The organism is Acidovorax sp. SUPP1855 (assembly GCF_030158955.1).
Taxonomy (GTDB): Bacteria; Pseudomonadota; Gammaproteobacteria; order Burkholderiales; family Burkholderiaceae_C; genus Paracidovorax.
In genome coordinates this window covers 16,847-38,702 of the sequence record NZ_BQXI01000019.1, presented here as the reverse complement: position 1 = coordinate 38,702, position 21,856 = coordinate 16,847, and the positions used below count along the sequence as shown (strand labels likewise).

At 67.7% G+C, this 21,856-nt stretch carries 15 protein-coding genes and 1 riboswitch; of the genes, 9 read left to right on the top strand and 6 right to left on the bottom strand.

What is annotated here, in order from left to right; translation table 11 throughout:
• Positions 1 to 170: 170 nt before the first annotated feature.
• A complete protein-coding gene (locus AVMA1855_RS16625; RefSeq protein WP_284426559.1) occupies positions 171 to 3,923 on the bottom strand; it encodes a DUF748 domain-containing protein in 3,753 nt (1,250 codons plus the stop codon).
• A 716-nt stretch (positions 3,924 to 4,639) separates the two neighbouring features.
• On the opposite strand from AVMA1855_RS16625, the gene AVMA1855_RS16620 reads away from it, so the two are divergent.
• The 4 genes from AVMA1855_RS16620 (at position 4,640) to AVMA1855_RS16605 (ending at position 10,153) form a co-directional block, all read left to right on the top strand.
• Positions 4,640 to 5,509 (top strand): lytic transglycosylase domain-containing protein, encoded by an 870-nt coding sequence (locus AVMA1855_RS16620; RefSeq protein WP_284401787.1) that lies wholly within the window; start codon positions 4,640 to 4,642, stop codon positions 5,507 to 5,509.
• A gap of 68 nt (positions 5,510 to 5,577) precedes the next feature.
• A riboswitch (ZMP/ZTP riboswitch) is annotated at positions 5,578 to 5,727 on the top strand.
• A gap of 34 nt (positions 5,728 to 5,761) precedes the next feature.
• Positions 5,762 to 7,006 (top strand): serine hydroxymethyltransferase, encoded by a 1,245-nt coding sequence (gene glyA / locus AVMA1855_RS16615; RefSeq protein ID WP_272563963.1) that lies wholly within the window; start codon positions 5,762 to 5,764, stop codon positions 7,004 to 7,006.
• 122 nt (positions 7,007 to 7,128) lie between these two features.
• Positions 7,129 to 7,578 (top strand): transcriptional regulator NrdR, encoded by a 450-nt coding sequence (gene nrdR / locus AVMA1855_RS16610; protein WP_272563964.1) that lies wholly within the window; start codon positions 7,129 to 7,131, stop codon positions 7,576 to 7,578.
• A gap of 211 nt (positions 7,579 to 7,789) precedes the next feature.
• The gene (locus tag AVMA1855_RS16605; RefSeq protein ID WP_284426558.1) at positions 7,790 to 10,153 is read left to right on the top strand and encodes a hypothetical protein; all 2,364 of its coding nucleotides are present in this window, start codon (positions 7,790 to 7,792) and stop codon (positions 10,151 to 10,153) included.
• A 27-nt stretch (positions 10,154 to 10,180) separates the two neighbouring features.
• On the opposite strand, the gene aroC is transcribed toward AVMA1855_RS16605, so the two are convergent.
• Complete coding sequence (aroC, locus tag AVMA1855_RS16600) at positions 10,181 to 11,278, bottom strand: chorismate synthase (protein WP_284426557.1); 1,098 nt, start codon at positions 11,276 to 11,278, stop codon at positions 10,181 to 10,183.
• 131 nt (positions 11,279 to 11,409) lie between these two features.
• Positions 11,410 to 11,865, bottom strand: coding sequence for a CBS domain-containing protein (locus tag AVMA1855_RS16595; protein WP_272563967.1), 456 nt, complete (start codon positions 11,863 to 11,865; stop codon positions 11,410 to 11,412).
• A gap of 98 nt (positions 11,866 to 11,963) precedes the next feature.
• On the opposite strand from AVMA1855_RS16595, the gene AVMA1855_RS16590 reads away from it, so the two are divergent.
• Both AVMA1855_RS16590 and AVMA1855_RS16585 read left to right on the top strand, forming a co-directional pair.
• Entirely contained in the window at positions 11,964 to 13,274 is a 1,311-nt protein-coding gene (locus AVMA1855_RS16590) for an O-acetylhomoserine aminocarboxypropyltransferase (protein WP_284426556.1), read from the top strand.
• Positions 13,274 to 14,083, top strand: a complete 810-nt coding sequence (locus AVMA1855_RS16585; protein ID WP_284426555.1) for an alpha/beta fold hydrolase — start codon at positions 13,274 to 13,276, stop codon at positions 14,081 to 14,083. Before AVMA1855_RS16590 ends, AVMA1855_RS16585 begins: the two co-directional genes overlap by 1 nt.
• A 5-nt stretch (positions 14,084 to 14,088) precedes the next feature.
• Here AVMA1855_RS16585 and AVMA1855_RS16580 read toward each other — a convergent pair whose 3' ends face one another.
• A complete protein-coding gene (locus tag AVMA1855_RS16580; RefSeq protein WP_284426554.1) occupies positions 14,089 to 15,528 on the bottom strand; it encodes an NHL repeat-containing protein in 1,440 nt (479 codons plus the stop codon).
• Positions 15,529 to 15,706: 178 nt separating this feature from the next.
• Here AVMA1855_RS16580 and AVMA1855_RS16575 point away from each other — a divergent pair, with 178 nt between their 5' ends.
• Entirely contained in the window at positions 15,707 to 16,651 is a 945-nt protein-coding gene (locus tag AVMA1855_RS16575) for a hypothetical protein (protein WP_284426553.1), read from the top strand.
• Positions 16,652 to 16,927: 276 nt separating this feature from the next.
• Here AVMA1855_RS16575 and AVMA1855_RS16570 read toward each other — a convergent pair whose 3' ends face one another.
• Complete coding sequence (locus tag AVMA1855_RS16570; RefSeq protein WP_284426552.1) at positions 16,928 to 17,620, bottom strand: HAD family hydrolase; 693 nt, start codon at positions 17,618 to 17,620, stop codon at positions 16,928 to 16,930.
• Between the two features lie 72 nt (positions 17,621 to 17,692).
• Here AVMA1855_RS16570 and hemH point away from each other — a divergent pair, with 72 nt between their 5' ends.
• Both hemH and cysC read left to right on the top strand, forming a co-directional pair.
• Positions 17,693 to 18,772, top strand: a complete 1,080-nt coding sequence (gene hemH / locus AVMA1855_RS16565; protein WP_284426551.1) for a ferrochelatase — start codon at positions 17,693 to 17,695, stop codon at positions 18,770 to 18,772.
• A gap of 26 nt (positions 18,773 to 18,798) precedes the next feature.
• Complete coding sequence (gene cysC, locus AVMA1855_RS16560) at positions 18,799 to 19,371, top strand: adenylyl-sulfate kinase (RefSeq protein ID WP_284426550.1); 573 nt, start codon at positions 18,799 to 18,801, stop codon at positions 19,369 to 19,371.
• 130 nt (positions 19,372 to 19,501) lie between these two features.
• Here cysC and AVMA1855_RS16555 read toward each other — a convergent pair whose 3' ends face one another.
• The gene (locus AVMA1855_RS16555; RefSeq protein WP_284426549.1) at positions 19,502 to 21,637 is read right to left on the bottom strand and encodes a D-(-)-3-hydroxybutyrate oligomer hydrolase; all 2,136 of its coding nucleotides are present in this window, start codon (positions 21,635 to 21,637) and stop codon (positions 19,502 to 19,504) included.
• Positions 21,638 to 21,856 lie beyond the last annotated feature (219 nt).

The window sequence follows — 21,856 nt, the reverse complement described above, 5'->3', positions numbered from 1 at the left end:
TTAGCAAGTCCCCTATATGGGGCGTTTTTATTCGGACTCAGCGGGCACACGGGGCCATGGTTCAGACACTGGAGCGTTGAATATGGGGTGCCGCGCTGCGACTGCAATACGGCAATGTAGCCCACTGCCATGGATGGATGAAAAAGCTTGTTTCCACCGGATGCGCCCCGTCAGCGAGTGGACAAAGTGAGTTCGGCGTGGGGTGCGCCGTTCGCACTCTCCGAATCGATTTTCGGTGCGCCGACGAACAATCGTCCCAGCGCGACTTGCCGCCCCGCCAGGTAGTCACGGACCGCTACCGCCCGTGCCTGTGCCAGTTCTCTCATCGCGTCATCGGGAATCGCCATGTCCGCCAATAACAAGGCTTCCATTTCTGGCACGGACAGATCCTTCGCCATGCCGACCAGATTGCGGGGCTTGGCCATGTCGGTGCGGCGATACACCTCCTTGAGCGAGTCAGCGTACTGCGGCGAACCCGACGCCAGCGCCTGGGGTTCCGAGGGCGTTTGATCGCCCCGCGCAGCTATGCGGCGCGCTTGTGCCGCCACCCGGGACTGCAGCGCGGCCCGTTTCCAGCCCTCTTGTTCGGCCTCTCGCTGAGCGTGGCCGGCGACAGTCATGTTCAGTCCCGGTCGCTCGGAGAGTGCCTGTCCGATCTTGTCGAGCGTCTTTCGGGCTTCATCGTCCAGTGCCGCGCTGCCCGGGGCGAAGTTGACGCGATCCAGCTCAGAACTGCCCCCCATCCATCCGGCCAGCAGGGAAAAGGGCGAAGTGATCGCCTTCATCACCAAGTTGCCCACCGCGCGAAAAATCACCGGCCCCAGGCGGAACTGGGGGTCGTTCAGCGAGCCATTGATCGGCAGCTCGACGTCAATCACACCATTGCGGTCGGCCAGCAAGGCAACGGCCAGACGCACGGGCAAACTGGCCGGAGCGCCCTCCACCGGCTCGCCAAAACGCAACTGGTTCAGCACGAGCTTGTTGCTGGCCGTCAATTGACCATCCAGCAGAACACGATAGTTGACGTCCATGCTCAGCTTGCCCCGCTCGATACCATGGCCCGCGTACTTGATGCTGTAGGGCGAGAGAGGCGGCAGTTCCAGATCGCGCATCCGCCCCTGGATGTCCAGTGCCAAGGGCTTGGCCAGCGGATTCAGGCGCCCCGTGATGTCGAGCGAGGCGGAGCCCTGCGCCCGTCCGCGCAGTTGAAGTTCGGCCATGGCGGGCTCACCACCCTCGCCGGGGGGCGCGGAGGCAAAAGCCCCCAGGCGACCATTCAATTCGCTCAGGTCCGCCGAGTAGTTGGGCCGAACAAACGAGTCGGTAAAACGCACCGAACCGCCAGTGAGCACCACGGGGCCGAAACGCATGACCGGCGCCATTGACGGCTTGGCGGCCTGGGGCGGCTTCGAGCCGGCCGCTGCGGTGATCTCGGGGGATGCCTCCGCTGTTGCCGATACACCGGGTGGCCCCTGGGCAGGCTGAGCAAGGTCCTGCAGATTGATGCGCCCATTCGGCTGAACGATGATGCGGGCAAAAAAGTCGCTCAACGCCGTTTCCTTGACGTCGAGCGCGGTTGGCTTTCCGGGCGCCAGGGTGAAATCCACCCCCTGCAGGGCCAGCGACTTCCAGTTCAGTAGTTCTTCCCCACGGATGGGTGCGGCACCGTCGACCGGTCCATTCGCGGCTGGGCGAACGGCCAGGGCCCTCACCCGCACGTCGTCCAGTGCGGCATTGCCTCGCACGCCGACGGCCGGTCCGTCGGCTTGCGCGGCGTAACGCACCTCGCCATTGAAGCTGCCGAGGGCACGCACCACATCGACCGCCAACGGGTTGTCCACATACGGCTTGAAGGGATGCAGTGGCAGGCGGGACGCCTGCACCTTGCCTTGTGCCAGCAGGGGCGTCATCTGCACCGTTCCTTCATAGGCCAGGTTGCCGGGATCCGTCCGCCCGGCCCCCAGTCGTGCCGACAGCGACAACGACACTGGAGGTGCGCCGGCATTCACCGGCCATGCCAGGCCCTTGGCCCGCATCTGGAAGGTGTCGAGCAGTACCGCCACAGGCTGTGCCTTGGCCGCATCGTTGAACGCCAGCGCTCCACCGTCCACCGACACGTCGGCCAGTTGCACGCTCCAGCCGGGGGCGGCATCCGTCCGCGTTGCGGCGGTGACTGGCACACGGCCTTTCCCTGCGGTATCGGGCACCGTCGTCAGCCAGCGCTCCACCATCCAGCGCCCGTCCCCAGTGCGCTCCAGGCGCACTTTGGGCTGCGATGTCACCACCCGCGCGATGGCAACGGTGCGCTGCGGCATCCGGATCAACGCATCCTCGACCTCGATGCGGCCGATTTCGGCCCAGGCCGCGTTGTTGCGCAGGCCCGAGACCGTGGCGGTCCCCGCTGGGCAGTCCCGCCCAGCCGGGGCACAGGCCCATTCTGCGCGGTCCACCGACAGCTTGGCGATCTTTGCCGCCCATGAGGAGCCGTTCCAGGCGACGCCCCCATCGGAATCCAGCGTTCCGTCCAGTTGGGGCTGGACTAGATTGGCCAAGTACGGCCGGGCCATGGACAGCGGCCAGCCGCGGGCGGACACGGCCACGCGGCCCGATTGCGCCAGCACCTCCCCTTGAAGCGACAGGGTCGCGGCGTCGCTCCCCGCTTCCGATGACAGCCGGGCATCCGCGGTGAACTGCACTGGCCGGGTGAGTGGCAAGGCCAGCCGGGTCGCGCGCACCCGCAGGTCGCGTGCCGAGATACGGGCGGGCACCGCCGTCCCCTCGTCCAGCCAGTCCACCTGCCCTCCGTTGATGGCCACCCGATCCACCACCACATCCCACGGCGCATCGGGAGCCGCAGTGGTCTCCGCCTTCGTGGCACCCTGGCCTTGTGCCGCGCCGCCCAGCACGGCCATGCGCCCTTCCCGGTCACGCCGCACCGTCGCATGCGGCCCACGCCACTCCAGCGAGGCCACATGCACCTTCCGCTGGAAGGGCTGCAGCGCCGCCACCTGGGCGGTGGCCATGTCGAACGACAGCAGTGGCCCCCCCTGTAGATCGCTCACGCGTGCACCATGGACCTGCACGACGCCGCTCACCGAGAGAGCGGGTTCGGACTGTTTCTGGAACGTCAGCCGCAGATCGGCGTCCAGCGTGCCTTGCTCGATGCGCACCGGCATGCCGGGAGGAAGGTAGGCCAGGAACGGCTGCAGATCCAGCCCCTTGAACTGCAGCGTGGCTTCGGTGTCCCGGCTGTCCAGAAAGGGCGTGCTCTGGGCCCCGGTCGTGAACGCCGTGCCGTTGAGCTGAAAGGCCAGATGGGGCGCGACCTTCACGGTGCGGTCCGCCAGCAGATTGCTCAGAAACGGCACGCTCAGGGAAAATCCACGCACGGTGTGGGCCCGTTTTTGCGGCGCATCGCCGAAATCCACGGCGCCATCCCTCACCACGATGTTGTAGAGCGAAAACCGCTGGGGCTGCGCATCGGGCGCAGCCGTCGCCGAGGATGGTGCCGAAAGCTTTTTCAGCAGGTCATCGAAGTCGGTCTGCCCAGCCGACGTGCGCGCCAGGCGCAACGTGGGTCCATCGATCTCCAGCGCGTCGATCACCGGCGCCAGATGCCAAAGGGACTGCAGTTCCGCATCTATATAGAGGCGCTGAATTTCTACCTGGGGTTCCTTGCCCGAAGTCTCTGCCGCCATTCTCAGATCCCGCAGTTCCAGCTCCAGGGTCCATGGTTTGAAATTGATCGTCCCGACAGACAGTTCTCGCCCCAACTGCTTGGACACTGTGGTGTGCAGCACATAGCGGAGCACGGGCGGAACCACGACCCAGGCCAGCGCCCAGAGTCCCAGCCAGGCCAGCAACGCCCACACCACGCGGCGCACCCACAGTTTTTTGATGATCGAAAGCGCTTGCAGAGGCACGTCAGAGTCCGGTTTCTATTGCACAGATCATGGGATTCGAGCAGAAATCGGCCAGCACAACATGTAACCAGTCGCAAAAAAGAAAGCCCGGTGGGATCTGTCGATCCGCACCGGGCTTGACGGCTGACACAACGGTCTTTTGCCATCATTTGCACCCTGGAGTTTGAACGTCCACGGGGCAGGAGGCAAGGTATTGCCTCCGGGCTCTGCCTTGGAAGTTTGACCAGTCACCTTCAGTGCACTGCATGCGTCTGGAGGGCGGCTCCGCTTCGTCCGGCGATGCCTGAATCACTCAGGCAAGGCCACTTTAGCCAAGTTGACGGACCACCACAAGCTGGATTTTCAATCGCTATCCATGCCTCGATTGCATTCATCACAGTGGGGCTGCAGAAGCGGTAACGATGCCTCATGCAAGAGTGCCGATGCACCCTATAAACCTGTGTTTCCTATCAGATTTTTAAGATCCAATTGATCTAACGATCGGCTTTGTTAGTATTGACTCTGTATTAAGAGCCCTCCTAGAATCCGCGAGCCCTGAAAAACGGGGTTGACGATCTTCCATCCGCTGCCGATCCCGGCTAAGTCAGTTCGGTCATTGAACGCTCTCCGGAGGCAATGCGAACCTGATGGCGTACCAATCCAGGCGAGATGCCTGGCACGGCCTGGCCCCTTGTGGGCCACCTTGCTCAGGCCTCGACTCAGAAAGGAAAAGCTACATGACAGCGTTAGGAACAGTGGTCGCCGGAGTGCGAACGTTCGCATCCGATGTGATCGACGGTTTTCTTGAAATCACCCACAGCAGCTTCGCCCTCCTCGGCTTGGCTGTCGCTTTTGCCGTCATCACTTTGACCGCACGTCCCGACCTGCGCCAGACCGGAGAAGAAAAGCTGATGGGCTGGCTGCAAGCCCGCCAGGTCGCGGTCATGGGCACGCCCATCGAGCCGGAAGCCAGCGAGCGCGCCACGGCGAGCAATCCGAAGGAACTCCCCAAGGAGCAGGCAGCCGTTACCTATTGGCTGAGCAAGAAGTACCGCGTGGCGCCGGAGCCTTTGGCAGTGCTGGTGGCCGAGGCCTACGAAATCGGCGGCAAGACCAAACTGGACCCCACGTTGATCCTGTCGATCATGGCCGTGGAATCGAGCTTCAACCCCTTCGCCCAGAGCGCGGTGGGCGCCCAGGGCCTGATGCAGGTCATGACGAACGTGCACACCGACAAGTACCAGAATTTCGGCGGCCACTTCGCGGCCTTCGATCCGGTGAGCAACCTGCGCGTGGGCGTGAAGGTGCTGCAGGAATGCATCACCCGCGCCGGCTCCCTCGAAGGCGGCTTGCGCTACTACGTCGGCGCGGCCAATCTGCCCGACGATGGCGGGTACGCCGCCAAGGTGCTGGCCGAGCACTTCCGCCTGCGCCAGGTGGCCAGCGGCCGGTCGGTGCCCTTGCAACCGCCGGCTCCTGCCACGCCGGCTGCCCCGCCGATGCTCTCCACGCAGGCGCCGGCACAGACCGTTCCCGCCAAGGCGGCCGCCGAAGCGGAAGCCCCCAAGGCCAGCGCCGACAAGGTCGCGCTTCTCTCCGACCTTTGAACCGACGGTGCCCGGCTTGGGGCATCGATTCATCCTCGGGCTCCAGGCCCGGTGCGGTCAGCTACACTCGCGGGGTACGCAACTGGCGATAGGCGCGGCACTCCACTGCCGCCGCTGACGTGGAAACCGACAGGGGTTCACCCCCTGTGAACCACTGGGGAGCGTGCCGCACGGGCTGAAAGGCCTGCTGTGTTCCGCCGTTCGCCTGGGCAGCCCTTGTTTCAAGGGACACCAGTTCATAGGACTGCCAACATGTACCAACGCAATATCCTCGTCAGCCAGGCCGACCCTGAAATCTGGGCGGCCATCCAGGCCGAAAACGTTCGCCAGGAACAGCACATCGAGCTGATCGCCAGCGAAAACTACGCATCCCCCGCCGTCATGGCCGCCCAGGGCTCGCAGCTCACCAACAAGTACGCCGAAGGCTATCCCGGCAAGCGCTACTACGGCGGCTGCGAGAACGTGGACGTGGTCGAGCAACTGGCCATCGACCGCGTGAAGAAGCTCTTCGGCGCCGAAGCCGCCAACGTGCAGCCCAACTCCGGCTCGCAGGCCAACCAGGCCGTGCTGCTGGCCTTCCTCAAGCCCGGCGACACCATCCTCGGCATGAGCCTGGCCGAAGGCGGCCACTTGACGCACGGCATGCCGCTGAACATGAGCGGCAAGTGGTTCAACATCGTTTCGTACGGCCTCAACGACAAGGAAGAGATCGACTACGACGCGCTCGAAGCCAAGGCCCGTGAACACAAGCCCAAGCTGATCATCGCCGGCGCATCGGCCTATTCCCTGCGCATCGACTTCGAGCGCTTCGCAAAGATCGCCAAGGAAATCGGCGCGATCTTCTGGGTGGACATCGCCCACTACGCCGGCCTCGTGGTCGCGGGCCAGTACCCCAACCCCGTGCCCCATGCCGACGTGGTCACCTCCACCACGCACAAGAGCCTGCGCGGTCCGCGCGGCGGCATCATCCTGATGAAGTCCGAGCACGAGAAGGCCATCAACAGCGCCATCTTCCCCGGCCTGCAAGGCGGCCCGCTGGAACACGTGATCGCCGCCAAGGCCGTGGCCTTCAAGGAAGCGCTGGAGCCGGGCTTCAAGGCCTACCAGGAGCAGGTCGCCAAGAACGCCAAGGTGTTCGCCGAGACGCTGATCGAGCGCGGCCTGCGCATCGTGAGCGGCCGCACCGAGAGCCACGTGATGCTGGTGGACCTGCGCGCCAAGGGCATCACCGGCAAGGAAGCCGAAGCCGCCCTGGGCAACGCCCATATCACCATCAACAAGAACTCGATCCCCAACGACCCTGAGAAGCCGATGGTGACCAGCGGCATCCGCGTGGGCACGCCGGCCATCACGACGCGGGGCTTCAAGGAAGAGGAAACGCGCCTCACGGCCCATCTCCTGGCCGATGTGCTGGACAATCCGCGCGACGAGGCCAACCTAGCCGCGGTGCGGGCCAAGGTGCACGCGCTGACCTCGCGCTTTCCCGTCTACGGCTGATCCATGCCCCGCTCTCCGCTCAGCGCCGCCTGCCCTGGCCCAACCGGGGCAGAACGAGCGCTGGCGCCAGCCTCGGCCCTCTCTGCGGCCCTTTTCCGCCGGCATGATGGGGAGGCCTTCCGATGAAGTGCCCTTTCTGCAGCCACCCCGAAACGCAGGTGGTGGAAACGCGGGTGGCCGAGGACGGGGATTTCGTGCGCCGCCGCCGCCAGTGCGGCGCGTGCGACAAGCGCTTCACCACCTACGAGCGGCCGGAAGTGAACTTTCCGTCCATCGTGAAGAAGGACGGCCGGCGCATCGAATACGAGCGGGCCAAACTGCTGGCCTCGTTCAACCTGGCGCTGCGCAAACGCCCGGTCAGCACGGTGCAGATCGACAGCGCCATCGAGCGCATCGAGGAAACGCTGCTCAACCTGGGGCAGCGCGAAGTGCCTTCCAGCCAGATCGGCGAGTGGGTGATGCGCGAGCTCAAGAAGCTGGACAAAGTGGCCTACATCCGCTTTGCCAGCGTGTACCGCAGCTTCGAGGACATCGACGACTTCCGCGCGCTCGTGGACGAAGTGCGCAAGTAAGAATCGATGGCATGGGGTCTTTCGGGCCCTCACCGCATGACTACCATGCGGCTAAAGCTATCGATTTCATAGCAAACGAAAACGGCGCTCTGTCTGACAAGGCAGGCGGCCACGTGGCCGCCTCTGCGTTCTAAACTGGACCGCTTCGTCCGCCGGAGCGGTCTGCGTGCCCGGCGTCCTCGCTACGATCCGCGTCCGCCGCCCTCGCTCCATGGAATCCCAGCCGCCGATTTCCAACCATCCCACTTCGCCCGCATCCGCTTCCCAAACCCCCAGCGGGCCTGCCCACCGCCACACCTGGCAATTCTTTCGCGCCGGTGGCGTGGACCAGGTCACCATCCGCACCGGCGCCGATATCGCCCACCTGGCCGAGCTGGACCAGAAACTCTGGGTGGCCCTGGCCTGCCCCACGCGCGGCATCGAGTTCGACCCACGCACGCTGGACCTGATCGACACCGACAAGGACGGGCGCATCCGCCCGCCAGAACTGCTGGCGGCCTGCGCCTGGGCCTGTGCCCGGCTGGGCGACCCCGACCTGCTGGCCCGGCCGGCCGATGCGCTGGATCTGCAGGCCATCGACGCCACCACGGACGAGGGCGCCGCGCTGGTGGCACAGGCGCGGCGCATCCTCGCGCTGGCCGACCAGCCCGATGCCACCACCATCACGCTGGCCCAGGTGCTGGAACGCAGCGAACAGCTGAGCGCCATGCGCTTCAACGGCGATGGCGCGATCACGCCGGACACGGCGCAGGACGACACGCCGGCGCGGGAGGCGATCGAGCAGATCATCGCCACGCACGGCAGCGTGCCCATCGAGCAGAAACCCGTGAAGGGCGTCGGCCAGGAAGCCCTGAAAGGGGTGGACCGCGCGCATGCCGAGGCCTTCTTTGCCGAGGTGGCGAAATGGCACGCCTGGTCGGCCCAGGCCAATGACCGCACCGCCGGGCTGGCGCTCGGCGATCGCACGCTCGCCGCCACGCAGGCGATGAACGCGGTACGCCACAAGATCGACGATTTCTTCGCGCGGTCCCGGCTCGCCGCCTACGATCCGCGCGCGGCGGCGGCACTCAACCCCACACAGGAGGAATACGCCGCAATGGCAGGGGTCGATCTGGATGCATCGTCCCGCGCGGTGGCCGCCCTGCCCCTGGCGCCCATCACGCCCCATGGCGCCCTGCCCCTGGCGCGCGGCACCAATCCCGCCTGGGCACAGGCCCTGCAGACCTTCCGGGAGCAAGCGGTGGAGCCGCTGCTCGGCCGCCCCGCCGAGGCGCTGACCGAACGAGAGTGGGAGCAGGTGCAAAAGGCCCTGGCCCCCTGCCAGCAATGGCTGGCCGACAAGCCGGCCACCCGGCTGGATGCGCTCAAGGACGATGCCATCCGCCAGTTGCACGAGAGCGGCGTGCGCGAGCGCGTGATGGCCCTGATCGAGCAGGACGAGGCCGAGAAGGCGCACAACACGCAGATGCTGGACCTCGAGAAGCTGCTGCGCTTTCGGCGCGACCTGCTCTTGCTGCTGAAAAACTTCGTCTCGTTCTCGGCGTTCTACCAGCGCGAAGGCGCGATCTTCCAGGCCGGCACGCTGTACCTGGACGCGCGCAGCTGCGACCTGACCGTGCAGGTGGCGGATGCGGGCAAGCACGCCAAGCTCGCCGGACTGGCCAAGACCTACCTGGCCTACTGCGACTGCACGCGCAAGGGACAGAAGATGACCATCGTGGCGGCGTTCACGGCGGGCGACGTGGACTTTCTGTTCGTGGGGCGCAACGGCGTCTTCTACGACCGGCAGGGCCAGGACTGGGACGCCACCATCACCAAGCTGATCGAGAACCCGACCAGCATCGCGCAGGCGTTCTTCTCGCCCTACAAGAAATTCCTGCGGATGATCGAGGAGCAGGTGGCCAAGCGGGCCTCGGCCAGCGATGCGCGGGTGGAAAAGTCCCTGGGCGCCACGGCCGGGCAATTGGCCAACACGCCGCTCAAGGCTGGCGGCACCACGCCCGCCGCCTCCACCGTGGTGGAGCCCGGGCGCCGCACCGACGTGGGCACGGTGGCGGCGATCGGTGTGGCGTTGGGCAGCATCAGCGCCGTGCTGGTGGGCATCTTCGGCAAGTTCGTGGACCTGGGGGTGTGGATTCCGCTGGCGCTCATCGGCATCGTGCTGGCCATTTCCGGGCCGAGCATGCTGATCGCGTGGCTCAAGCTGCGCCAGCGCAGCCTGGGGCCGATCCTGGACGCGAGCGGCTGGGCCATCAATGGCCGCATGCGCATCAACACGCGGCTGGGGGGCTCGCTGTCGCAGACGGCGCACGTGCCCGCCAACGCACGCCGGTTGCTGGACGATCCGTTCGCCGAATCGCGCCGGCCGGTGTGGCTGGCGGCGGGGGGATTGCTGGTCGTCGCCGTGCTGGCGGTGGCCGCCTGGCGCTGGTACCGGCTGGAGCATGCGCCGGCACCGGTCCCTGTCGCCGCCCCCGTTGCCGCCACGGGCAGCGCACCGGCCACGGCAGCCCCCGGTGCGCCGGCAGCGTCGGCGCCTGTGGCGCCCCCCGTGCCTGCCTCGGCCGCGCGCTGAGGCGCGGGCGGCCCGAGGGCCCCGGGCTCAGAGAAACGATGCCTGGATCGGCGGCACCGGCGGCTCGACGTCGCCGCACTGCCCGCGGTGGCGCAGGGCATGGTCCATCACGACCAGCGCCAGCAGGGCCTCGGCGATGGGTGCGGCGCGGATGCCCACGCAGGGGTCGTGCCGGCCCTTGGTGATGACCTCGGTGCTCTGGCCGTGCACGTCGATGGATTCGCGCGGGCTGATGATGGAACTGGTGGGCTTGATGGCCAGCGACACCTCGATGTCCTGCCCCGTGCTGATGCCGCCGAGCACACCGCCGGCGTTGTTGCTGGCAAAGCCCCGGGGCGTGAGCGAATCGCCGTGGGTGGTGCCGCGCTGCGCCACGCTGGCAAAGCCCGCGCCGATCTCCACGCCCTTGACGGCATTGAGCCCCATCATGGCGTGGGCGATGTCGGCATCCAGCTTGTCGTACAGCGGCTCGCCCAGGCCGACCGGCACGCCCGTGGCCTGCACGCGGATGCGCGCGCCGCACGAATCGCCCGACTTGCGCAGCGCGTCCATGTAATCCTCGTACGCGGACACGTCGGCGACCGGCGCGAAGAACGGGTTCTGGGGCACGTGATCCCAGCTTTCGAACGGAATGGCCAGCTCGCCGATCTGCGTCATGCAGGCGCGAAAGCGAACGCCGTATTTTTCGGACAACCACTTCTTGGCGACCGCGCCGGCCGCCACCGTGGGGGCGGTGAGCCGCGCCGACGAACGCCCGCCACCGCGCGGGTCGCGGATGCCGAACTTGTGCCAGTAGGTGTAGTCGGCGTGGCCAGGGCGAAAGCTCTCGGCGATGTTGGAGTAGTCCTTGCTGCGCTGGTCGGTGTTGCGGATCAGCAGGGCGATGGGCGTGCCGGTGGTCTTGCCTTCGTACACGCCGGAGAGGATCTCGACCGCATCGGCCTCGTTGCGCTGGGTGACGTGGCGGCTGGTGCCGGGGCGGCGGCGGTCCAGGTCGGCCTGGATGTCCGCCTCGGACAGGGGCATGCCGGGCGGGCAGCCATCGATCACGCAGCCGATGGCCGGGCCGTGGGATTCACCGAAGTTGGTGACTGCGAATAGGGTGCCGAGTGTGTTGCCGCTCATGGGGCGCGATTATCACCGAGCCTTGCGGCCCGGCCCGAACCATCCCACCCGCTGCCGGATGCTATTAAAAAAATAGCAACCCAGGCAATCGATACCCCGGCATGGGGCCTGTGGGGGCTTGAAGGGAGCGATCAGACCGCCGGGCGGGCGTCTTCCTCGGGCCAGTCGCGGATGTAGGCCTTGAGCATCTTGTTCTCGAAGTTCTGGGCATCCACGACGGCCTTGGCGACGTCGTAGAAGCTGATCACGCCCATGAGCATCTTCTTGTCCATCACCGGCATGTAGCGGGCATGGCGATTGAGCATCATGCGGCGCACCTCGTCCATGTCGGTCTCGAGCGTGCAGGTGAGCGGGGCGTCGTCCATGGCCGTGCGCACGAGCAGGGTGCCGACCGAACCGCCGTTCTTCACCACGGCCTGGATCACTTCGCGGAAGGTGAGCATGCCCACCAGGTCACCCAAGTCCATGACCACGAGCGAGCCGATGTCCTTTTCGGACATGATTTCAGCGGCCTGGGACAGCGGCTCGTCGGCGTTGACGGTGTAGAGGGTGTTGCCTTTGACGCGAAGGATGTCGCTGACTTTCATGGGGGAGGTCTCCGTGGTGCGCGCCAGGGCGCTGCTGGCTGAATCCTGCGCAATATAGCCCACAATGCGGCGCTTACCCCCCTACAGAGGAGACACGGATGCCCGGTTACTCAGACCCTGGCTTCGACACACTGGCGCTGCACGCGGGCGCCTCGCCCGACCCGGCCACCGGGGCGCGCGCCGTTCCCATCCACCTCACGACGTCGTTCGTGTTCGAGTCGAGCGACCACGCGGCCGCGCTGTTCAACCTGGAACGCCCGGGCCACGTGTACAGCCGCATCAGCAACCCCACCAACGCCGTGCTGGAGCAGCGCGTGGCCGCCCTGGAAGGCGGCGTGGGCGCCATCGCGGTGGCCAGCGGCCAGGCCGCGCTGCACCTGGCGATCTGCACGCTGATGGGCGCGGGCGGCCACATCGTGGCCAGCACCGCGCTGTATGGCGGATCGCAGAACCTGCTGCACTACACGCTGGCACGCTTCGGCATCGAGACCACCTTCGTCGCCCCGGGCGACATCGACGGCTGGCGCGCCGCGGCGCGGCCCAACACCCGCCTGTTCTTCGGCGAGACCGTGGGCAACCCGGGCCTGGACGTGCTGGACATTCCCACGGTGAGCGCCATCGCGCACGAGGCCGGCGTGCCGCTGCTGGTGGACTCCACCCTCACCTCGCCGTGGCTCATGCGGCCCTTCGAGCACGGTGCGGACCTGGTGTACCACTCGGCCACCAAGTTCCTGTCGGGCCACGGCACCGTGATCGGCGGGATCGTGGTGGACGGCGGCAGCTTCGACTGGGAGGGCCCGCGCACCGCGGGGCGCTTCGCCGAGCTGACCCAGCCCTACGACGGCTTTCACAACATGGTGTTCACCGAGGAAAGCACCGTGGGCGCCTTCCTGCTGCGCGCGCGGCGCGAGGGCCTGCGCGACTTCGGCGCGTGCATGAGCCCGCACACGGCCTGGCTGATCCTGCAGGGCATCGAGACGCTGCCGCTGCGCATGGAGCGCCACATGCGCAATACGCAGAAGGTGGTGGAGTTCCTGGCCAGCCACCCCTTCGTCTCGCGCGTGGGGCACCCGATGCTCGATTCGCACCCCAGCCACGCGCTGGCGCAAAAGCTGCTGCCGCGCGGCGCGGGATCGGTGTTCAGCTTCGACCTGAAGGGCAACCGCGCGCAGGGCAAGAAGTTCATCGAAACGCTGAAGGTCTTCAGCCACCTGGCCAACGTGGGCGACTGCCGCAGCCTGGTGATCCACCCGGCCAGCACCACGCACTTTCGCATGAGCGACGAGGCGCTCGCCCAGGCCGGCATCTCGCAGGGCACGATCCGCCTGTCGATCGGCCTGGAGGACGCGGACGACCTCATCGACGATCTGCAGCGCGCGCTGAAAGCCGCAGAAAAGGCAGGTGCGTGATGCGCATCACCGTCAACGGCCACGGCACCTATTGCTATACCGGCGGCAAGGCGTTCGACGCGGCCAAGCCGACCGTCGTCTTCATCCACGGCGTGCTCAACGACCACAGCGTGTGGGCGCTGCAAAGCCGCTATTTCGCCAACCATGGCTGGAACGTGCTGGCGGTGGACCTGCCGGGCCACTGCCGCAGCGAGGGCGATGCGCCCGAAAGCGTTGAGCAGGCGGCCGGCTTCATCGCCGCGCTCCTGGATGCGGCCGGCGTGGCCCGCGCCGCGCTGGTGGGGCACAGCTGGGGATCGCTGATCGCGCTGGAGGCCGCCGCCCGCCTGCAGGACCGCATCACGCACCTGGTGCTGGTGGGCACCGCCTACCCGATGAAGGTGTCCCCCGCCCTCATCGAGTCGGCCCTGAACACGCCCGAGAAGGCGCTGCGCATGGTGAACGTGTTCTCGCGCAGCACGCTGGCCTCGCCCTCGGGCGCGGGCTTCTGGGCCTATGGCGCGGGCATGGCCCTGGGTCGCCGCGTGCTGCGCAGCAACCCGGCCGTGAACGTGTTCCACCGCGGCTTTCTGGCCTGCGACCGCTATGCGGGCGGCGAGGCGGCCATCGCGCGGATCACCTGCCCGGTGCTGTTCGCCCTGGGCGCGCAGGACCAGATGACCAACCCGAAGGCGGCGCAGGGCCTGATCGCGGCGGCGCGCGCGGCCGGCAAGGCGGTGCAGGTGGCGAGCCTGCCGGTCGGCCACCACCAGATGACGGAGGCGCCGGACGCCACGTTGTTCGCGATCCGGGACTTCCTCGCGGCCTAGCGGTTTTACGAACGGCCCGTGGACGTGCCCAGCGTGCGCACGACCTTCAGCACCAGGTTGCGCGCACTGTCTTCCTCCGAGCTGATCACGAGCCAGCGCCCCGCGCCGTCCCGGAGCACCTCGCGCGGCTCTGCTCTGGTCGGCGGGTCCTGAATGGAAGTCGCCACGTTGGTGTCATTGTTGGCCAGTGCACCGTTGCCCGTCAGGCTCGTCCACACCGCACGGAACCGGCGTGCAGCGGTGCCCGCTGCCGCGCCTTCCTCGATGGCGCCGAAGGCCTTCATGCTTTCGTCGCTCTGGACGAAGAAGGATTTGAGGCGATAGTTGGCAGGAAGCACCACGCGCTCGATGCCTTGGTCGCCAAAGGACGTGTCGAGCGCGCCATTGGCACTGAACTTGGCGACGCTGAGCTGGCAGTCGCTGCCCGCGCACGTTCTGGCGGCGACGACAAATCCGCCATCGGGATGGGGCGCGAGTTGGTATTCCTTCAACTCCGCCCCGAAGGATGTCCAGCCACCGGAGGTCTGCGCTCGCGTCCCGCCCGCGTGCACCGCGACGCAAAGCCCGGGGTCGGATCGGGGGTCAGCGTAGATCCGGCCACCCAGTTGGCCTGCGGTGACGATGCTGCCGTTGCGCAGCGCCATCACCGCCGCGCCGCTGGCCTCGCAGGGCGCAGGCGGCTGCGATGCCGTCGGTTGATTGAACGCGGCATCGGGGATTCCGTCCGCAGACAGGCGGCGCAAAGAACGCCCGAACACTTGCACGATGGGGCGGTCGTTGGACGTCAGCAGAACGGGTTTCTGATCGGGCTGGATCGCCAGCGCGAGGGTGTTGAGATTGGTGGAGACGAATCCCTCCGCAACGCCCTGGGTGCCGAATGTGCTGTCGACCGCCCCGTTCGCGGTAAGGCCGACCACGGTGTGGTGCCATGTGCCGGGCTCCCCGGACGCCGTCAGGCACCGGGTCTGGTAGGAGGGTGAGAAACACGGCTCGTGTGCCTGAACCGCCACCAGGATTCTGCCGTCGGCCTGGAGTCGAACATCGCCGAGCGACTCGTATCCCTTGACGGAAAACCGTGCTTCGCCGTTTTGGCCGAAGCCCCTGTCGACATGTCCGTCGGCGCCCATCCGGACGACAAAGGTCTGCGTGGCGGGCAGCGATCCGAAACCCGAAGGGGCTGCGGGAACCGCGACCCTGCTGCCCGCAATCAGCAGCCTGCCATCCGGCTGCACGCCCAGGCTGGCGAAGGACGGCGTGCCGAGCGGGAAGGCGGCCACCCCGGCTTCGCCGTACGTGGTGTCGACCTTCAGGGCATCGGAGAGAGTGACCGTGGTGGATCCCGATCCGCCGCCACAGGCCGTCAACCCGAATGCCACCAGGCAACTCGCCAGCCAGACGTCGTGTGTCGGTCGTTGAAAAATACGCCCCGTATCGAGTCGATGCATGCCAAACCCCTCCGTTGATTGAAAACCCTTGCCGGACATTCTGCATGGCTGGTCGCTGGGTTTCACTCCGCGGGCTTGCGTTGTGTGGGATGGCGTAACACCCGCCGAAAGATCTGCGATAGATTCCGCCATTCCGAACAACACCCCCGGTACGGAAAAATGGGGAGGGAGGCAACCGATGCGTGAGTTTCTGATGTGGGAAAACGAACAGGTGGCCGTGCCCGCGTTCCGGTCGATCGCGATCGTGGAGGGCACGATCCACGCCCCGACCATCGCCCCGCACCTTCGCAAGCTCTACGCCCAGTTCGAAGCGCGCTTCGGCACGTCGGCGAACGAAACCTCGTACCACTTTCCCGGCTACAAGGGCAAGATCCGCCCGGCGACGCCGCGCATCCTGAACGACGGCCGCGCCTATCTCGCCCGGGACGGCGGCACCCCGTATGGCGAGGGCCTGCGCCGCTACGGCCACGCGCTCGCCGACTTCCCGCACCCCGGCTTGCCGTTCTTCGGCATCGAGCAGCGCAGCGACCGTTTCTTTCTGGAGACCGCGATACCGCAAGACTCGCCCCATTGGCACGGCTTCGCGCAGGAAGTCAGCGCGACCTTGATGGAACTGCCCACCATCAGCGGCACGATGGGTATGGGACGATTTCTCCCACCCCACAAAAGCAGCCTCAGGTTCCTGTTGAGCGCCGATCCGGAGCGCCATCGGGCCGCGTTCAGCACCGACGCCGACATGGTGGAGCCCGCGCTTCGCAGGGAGTGTTCACCGCATCGGTGGAAGGCGGGAGAAGAAGCCGGTATTGCCGATGTGGGCTGGCGAACGTTCATCGGCCGCGAATACTGGGACCGGATCGACCCCGCACTGGCCGAGCTGGCCCGCGACCCCGACATCGCGATCGAGCGATCCCCCCACCTTCTCTCGATCACGGCCGGCGAGCGCCCGATCTGGGGCGCGCCCGACGAAACCGATGCGTTGCGGCCGTTTCGAACGGTCGCCCGCGCGCTCGAGCCCGTCCGCCAGCCCCTCAGCGCGGCCCGGGCCTTCTGGTTCGGTGGCGGGGCCACCGACGATCATGATGATTTGGTCGCGGCGTACCTCGCCCGTTTGGACCCGGCGTAGTGTTCCGCCCGCCGCACAGGCGCTTTCATGCTGCGCACTGCCATTTCGATTGAAATGTGCTCCATGCCCTAGTACTCATTGCCCTTGCCGCTATTTATTTCATAGCACTTCAGCAATCATCCCCGTGCGGATGCGCGTGTGGGAAAGCCATCGGGCCTACCCGCCCCACCCTGCGCGGCCACGCATCGGCGCCTCCGTTGGGCGCTTAGCGGCGCATCCACACCCTTGCCGCCAGGGCCCCGGGCGTTCATGCGCCCAAGGCCGCGAGCGCGGAGGTCACGCCAGCAGCCGGCACAGTTCGGTGAGATCGGGCACCGTGGCGTGCGGCTCGCCGTCGTGCGGCCAGGCCGCCTCGGCGCGGTTGATCCACACCGCCTGCATGCCCGCACCCAGGGCACCGTGCGCGTCCAGCGTGGCATCGTCGCCCACGTGCAGCACGCAACCGGCCGGCACGCCCAGGGCCTCGGCGGCCGCATGGAAGATGCGCGGATCGGGCTTGGCGATGCCGAACTCGCGTGCGCTGATGCGGGCCTGGAAATAGGCGCCGATGCCGATCAGGTCCAGGTTGGCATTGCCGTTGGACAGGGCCGCGATGGGATAGCGCACGGCCAGGAATTCCAGCGCCGCGATGGCGTCGTCGTACAGCTGCACGCGCTGGCGCTCCGCGAAGAAGGCATCGAAGGCGCCGTCGGTCAGGCCGGTGTCGTCGCCCGCCTGCTGCAGCGCGGCACGGATGCTCTCACGGCGCAGGGCGCTCAGGTCGTGGGACAGCTGCGGATGCGCCTGCACGACCTGGCTGCGCAGCACGGCGGCGGCTTCGGGGTCGGCCAGGAGCGCGGCCGTGGCGGGCGCCCGGTCCTGCAGCCAAGCGCACAGGACGGCCTGCGCGCGGGCGATGGTGGGCCAGATGGGCCAGAGCGTGTCGTCCAGATCGAGGGTGACGGCGCGGATGCGTTGGGTGTCGAGCATGCGGGGAGGATAGCGCAGGGGTTTCGCGCGCGACCCGCCGAAAGGGTGCGTGGCCTTTGCCACAATGCGGGCATGCCCTGCCCCACCTCCGCGCCCTCTTCGCTTGCCCCTGTGTCCGGCGCCCCGACTCCCCTCCCCCCTGCCGCCGCGCAATCCGCCGGCTTGTCCCGTGCCGCCGTGCTGCTGTGCAACCTGGGCACGCCCGAGGCGCCCACCGCACCGGCGCTGCGCCGCTACCTGGCGCAGTTCCTGGGCGATCCGCGCGTGGTCGAGATTCCCCGCGTGGCCTGGCTGCCCATCCTGTACGGGATCATCCTGCGCATCCGCCCCGCCAAATCCGCCGCCAAGTACGCGAGCGTGTGGATGCCGGAAGGCTCCCCGCTGGCCGTGTGGACGGCCAAGCAGGCCACGCTGCTGCGCGGCTGGCTGGGCGAGGCGGGCCTGGGCGTGCGCGTGCGCCATGCGATGCGCTACGGGCAGCCGTCGATCGCCTCGCAGCTCGATGCCCTGCAGGCCGAAGGCGTCGAGCGCGTGCTGGTGCTGCCGCTGTATCCGCAGTATTCGTCCACCACCACGGCCAGCGTGGTGGACGACGTGCAGGCCTGGACGCGCAGGCAGCGGCGGCTGCTGGAGTTTCGCTTCGTGAACAGCTACCACGCGCACCCGGGCTACATCCACGCGCTGGCGCAGAGCGTGCGCGCGCACTGGAAGCGCGAGGGCGCCCGCGCCGAGCAACTGGTAATGAGCTTTCACGGCATTCCGGCGCGCAACGTGCAGCTGGGCGATCCCTACCAGCAGGAATGCCTGACCACCGCCACGCTGGTGGCGCAGGCCCTGGGCCTCTCGCCCGAGCAGTACCGGGTGACCTTCCAGTCGCGGTTCGGCAAGGCCCGCTGGCTGGAGCCCTACACCGAGCCCACGCTGATCCAGATGGCCCAGTCCGGCACGCGCAGCGTGGACGTGATGTGCCCGGGCTTTCCCTGCGACTGCCTGGAAACCCTGGAAGAAATCAACCAGGAAGCGCGCGAGGCGTTCCTGCACGCGGGCGGCCAGACGTTCCGCTACATCCCCTGCATGAACGACGACAACGCCTGGATTACCGGCCTCAGCCAGATCGCGCAGCAGCACCTGCAGGGCTGGGACAGGCACTGAGGCACGCCGAGCACGGACGGCCCGCCATGCAGATTTCCGCCCCTTCGGCCACCCGCACGCTCTGGTTCACCGGCCTGTCGGGCGCGGGCAAGACGACGCTGGCGCAGGCCTTCGCCAGCCGGCTCCAGGCCCGCGGCATCGCCTGCACGGTGCTGGACGGCGACGTGTTGCGCGGCGGCCTGAACGCCTCGCTCGGGTTCAGCGCCGCCGACCGCAGCGAGAACATCCGCCGCACGGCTGAAGTGGCGCGCCTGTTCAACGAGGCCGGGCTGTGGGTGGTCGCCGCCCTGATCTCGCCCCAGGAGAGCGATCGCCAGCGGATGCGCCAGATCGTGGGCGAGGACCGCTGCCGCCTGGTGTGGGTCTGCACGCCCCTGGCCGTGTGCGAGGCCCGGGACCCCAAGGGCCTGTATGCCCGGGCGCGGGCCGGCCAGTTGCCGGGGTTCACCGGTGTGGGCGGGGCCTACGACGAGCCCCGGGATGCGGACTTCGAGATCGATACGGCGGGGGCGTCGGTACAGGCCTGCGTCGAGGCGCTGTGGGCCACGCATGGCCCGTCCCCCACCGCGCAGGGGCCAGCGCGATCCGCTGAGCGCTGAAGCGCCCGGCAACACAGCCCGACAGGCCTGCAGCGCAATCAAATCGCCGGCATCATGCTATTGATTCAATAGCAAAGCTGCTGCCGCATGCGACACGGGCCACCCGCCACGCGCCGCAGTGCGGCCCCACTCACTCCGGCACGCTGATCGCGCCGCTGGTCACGGTGATGGCATTGCCGTTCACCGGCGTGGCGGCGATGGCCGGCACGTTGGCCGCCGTGATCGCGGGCGCGCTGCCCGGCTGGCCGCCGCGTGGCACCGTGCGCACCACCTGGCTGGCGGGCAAGGCGGTGCCGTTGGCGAGGTGGTCGTACATGGCGTCGAGCGCACGGTTCAGGTACACGTGCAGCGGGATGTAGCGCGTGTCGTAGCCCGGCAGCACGCCCGTCAGGCCGATGAAGCTGTCGAAATGCTGTGCGTTCGTCACCTCGATGTAGCGCAGGCGACTGGAGGCGCCTTCCACCCGGCGGTTCAGCGCCGCATAGGGACGGGAGGTGTGGTTGACGGGCAGCAGCGCGTCCGAGCGGCCGTGCACGATGATGGCGGGCTTGCCGCGCAGATTGCCGCTGCGGCGGGTTTCGTCCACGCCGGCCTGCAGCCGCTGCGCCGCGTCGTCGGTGCCCGTCACGAGGTTGCGCAGGCACAGCGCGCCGCTCAGGTTCCAGTCGCGCGCGCCGGTGGCGCTCTGCGACAGCACGTCGCGCGTGGCGCCGCCCAGGCTGCGGTTGTTGACGAGCTGCACGCCCGCCGAGGGTGGCACGCCGTTGCCGGTGGCGAACATGTCGGCCAGCGCGGCGGGCGCCAGCGGCGTCACAGCAGCTTGCGCCGTGGTTGCCGCGAAGCTGTAGCCGCACAGGTTGTCCTTCACGCTCGAACGCGAGAGCGCGTTGGCGAAGGTGACCGCCACGGCGGGCACGACCTCGAAGCCGGCGAGGGACGGGTACTGCGCCACCGATTCCGCCTCCCAGCCGTAGGCCCGCAGCCGGGCCAGCGCCTGTTCGGCCAGGGCCACGGTGCTGCCGCCGGTGATGAGCCCCTGCGCGCGCAGCGCCTCGCAGCGGTTGGAGGCGATCGGCAGCGACGGGCTGGCGAAGCCCACCGCGAACGTGCTGGCGTACGGGCTGTCGCTGATGGAGGGCGCCAGCGCGGCGCAGGCCTGGTACAGCTGCGCGTAGGTGGTGTAGTCGATGAGGGTGCGGCTGTTCACGGCCACGTCGGTGGTGCCGCGGCGCACGGTGACGCCGGGGTTGGCCGGCAGCTCCACCGCGGGCTCCGACACGGCCACGCCGCCGATCAGGCCCTGCGTGTCCTGCTCGGCCGCGGCGATGGCGGCGGCCCCGCCATTGGAGAGGCTGGAGGCGATGACGATCGTGTTGGACGGCTTGAAGGTGCGCAGCCGCTGCCCGCCCGGAGACAGATCGCCGAAGCGTTCGTTGATGACGTAAAAGCCCATCTCCACCGCGCGCAGCGTGGCCAGGCCCCAGTCCTTCTCGGGGTTCTGCCCCGAGTGGGCGTGCTTGAACGCGAAGCGGTTGGGCGTGGCGGTGTTGAACGCGGCCAGGTCGGCGGCCGACAGCCCGGCGTTGAACGCGGCGCTGGTGCCGGCCGAGGTGGCCGAGGTGCGGGTGCCGTCGATCAGCGGCACGGTGTCGGCCTGCAGGTCATGCGGGGCCGCGCCCGTGCCCTTGTCGGTGTAGGCCACGGCGCAGCCGCGCTTGAGGCCCCACTCGCCGGTGGACATGCCGCCGTAGATGCCGCGCGAGCCCGAGGCCGTCGCGGTGATGATGCAAGGCCTGGCGGGGTTGAAGGTGTCGGGCACCTGCACCATCAGCGTGACGTTCTGCCGGCCCGAGCCGTCGTCGTAGTAGGCGATGGTCTCGGTGCCGGCGATCTTGCCCTCGCCCGCCGTCACGCGGCCCTGCGCATCCACGTTGGGTCCGTAGAGCGTGCCGTAGCCGCCTGCGGCCGTCATGTCCAGCAGCGCGCGGTAATTGGTATAGATGGCGTTGCGGCGCAACTCTGCCGCCGTGGGCTGGGCGCCTTCGTAGCCGGGGGCATCGGGGTCCGCCAGGCCGGTGCGGCCCAGGCCGGCGGTCAGCAGATCGTCGTCCACGCCGTCGTGGGTCGCCTGGCGCAGGCTGGCCAGGTAGGACGGGCGCACGTTGAAATCGAAGTCCACGGTGTTGCCGCCGCCGCCACCGCAGGCGACCAGGAGGGCGGCGGTCAGGGCAGCGAGGGCAATGGCGCGGGGAATGAGCGGTCGCATCGGAAATCTCCTGCAGCGGGGAAACGGAATGAAATTGTCGTGGAGAGTATGCAATGGCGGTGCGGGGCGTTGCCAATGGCGGCATCCACAAGGCGTTGCAATGTTTTCAAGTGCGGATCATGCCACGGTGAGGAATCTCGCCCAAAAACAATGCGAACCATTCGCAATATCATTTAACATGCCGCCTTGAAAAACAGCGCCCTGGTGGGGAGCCCCGGG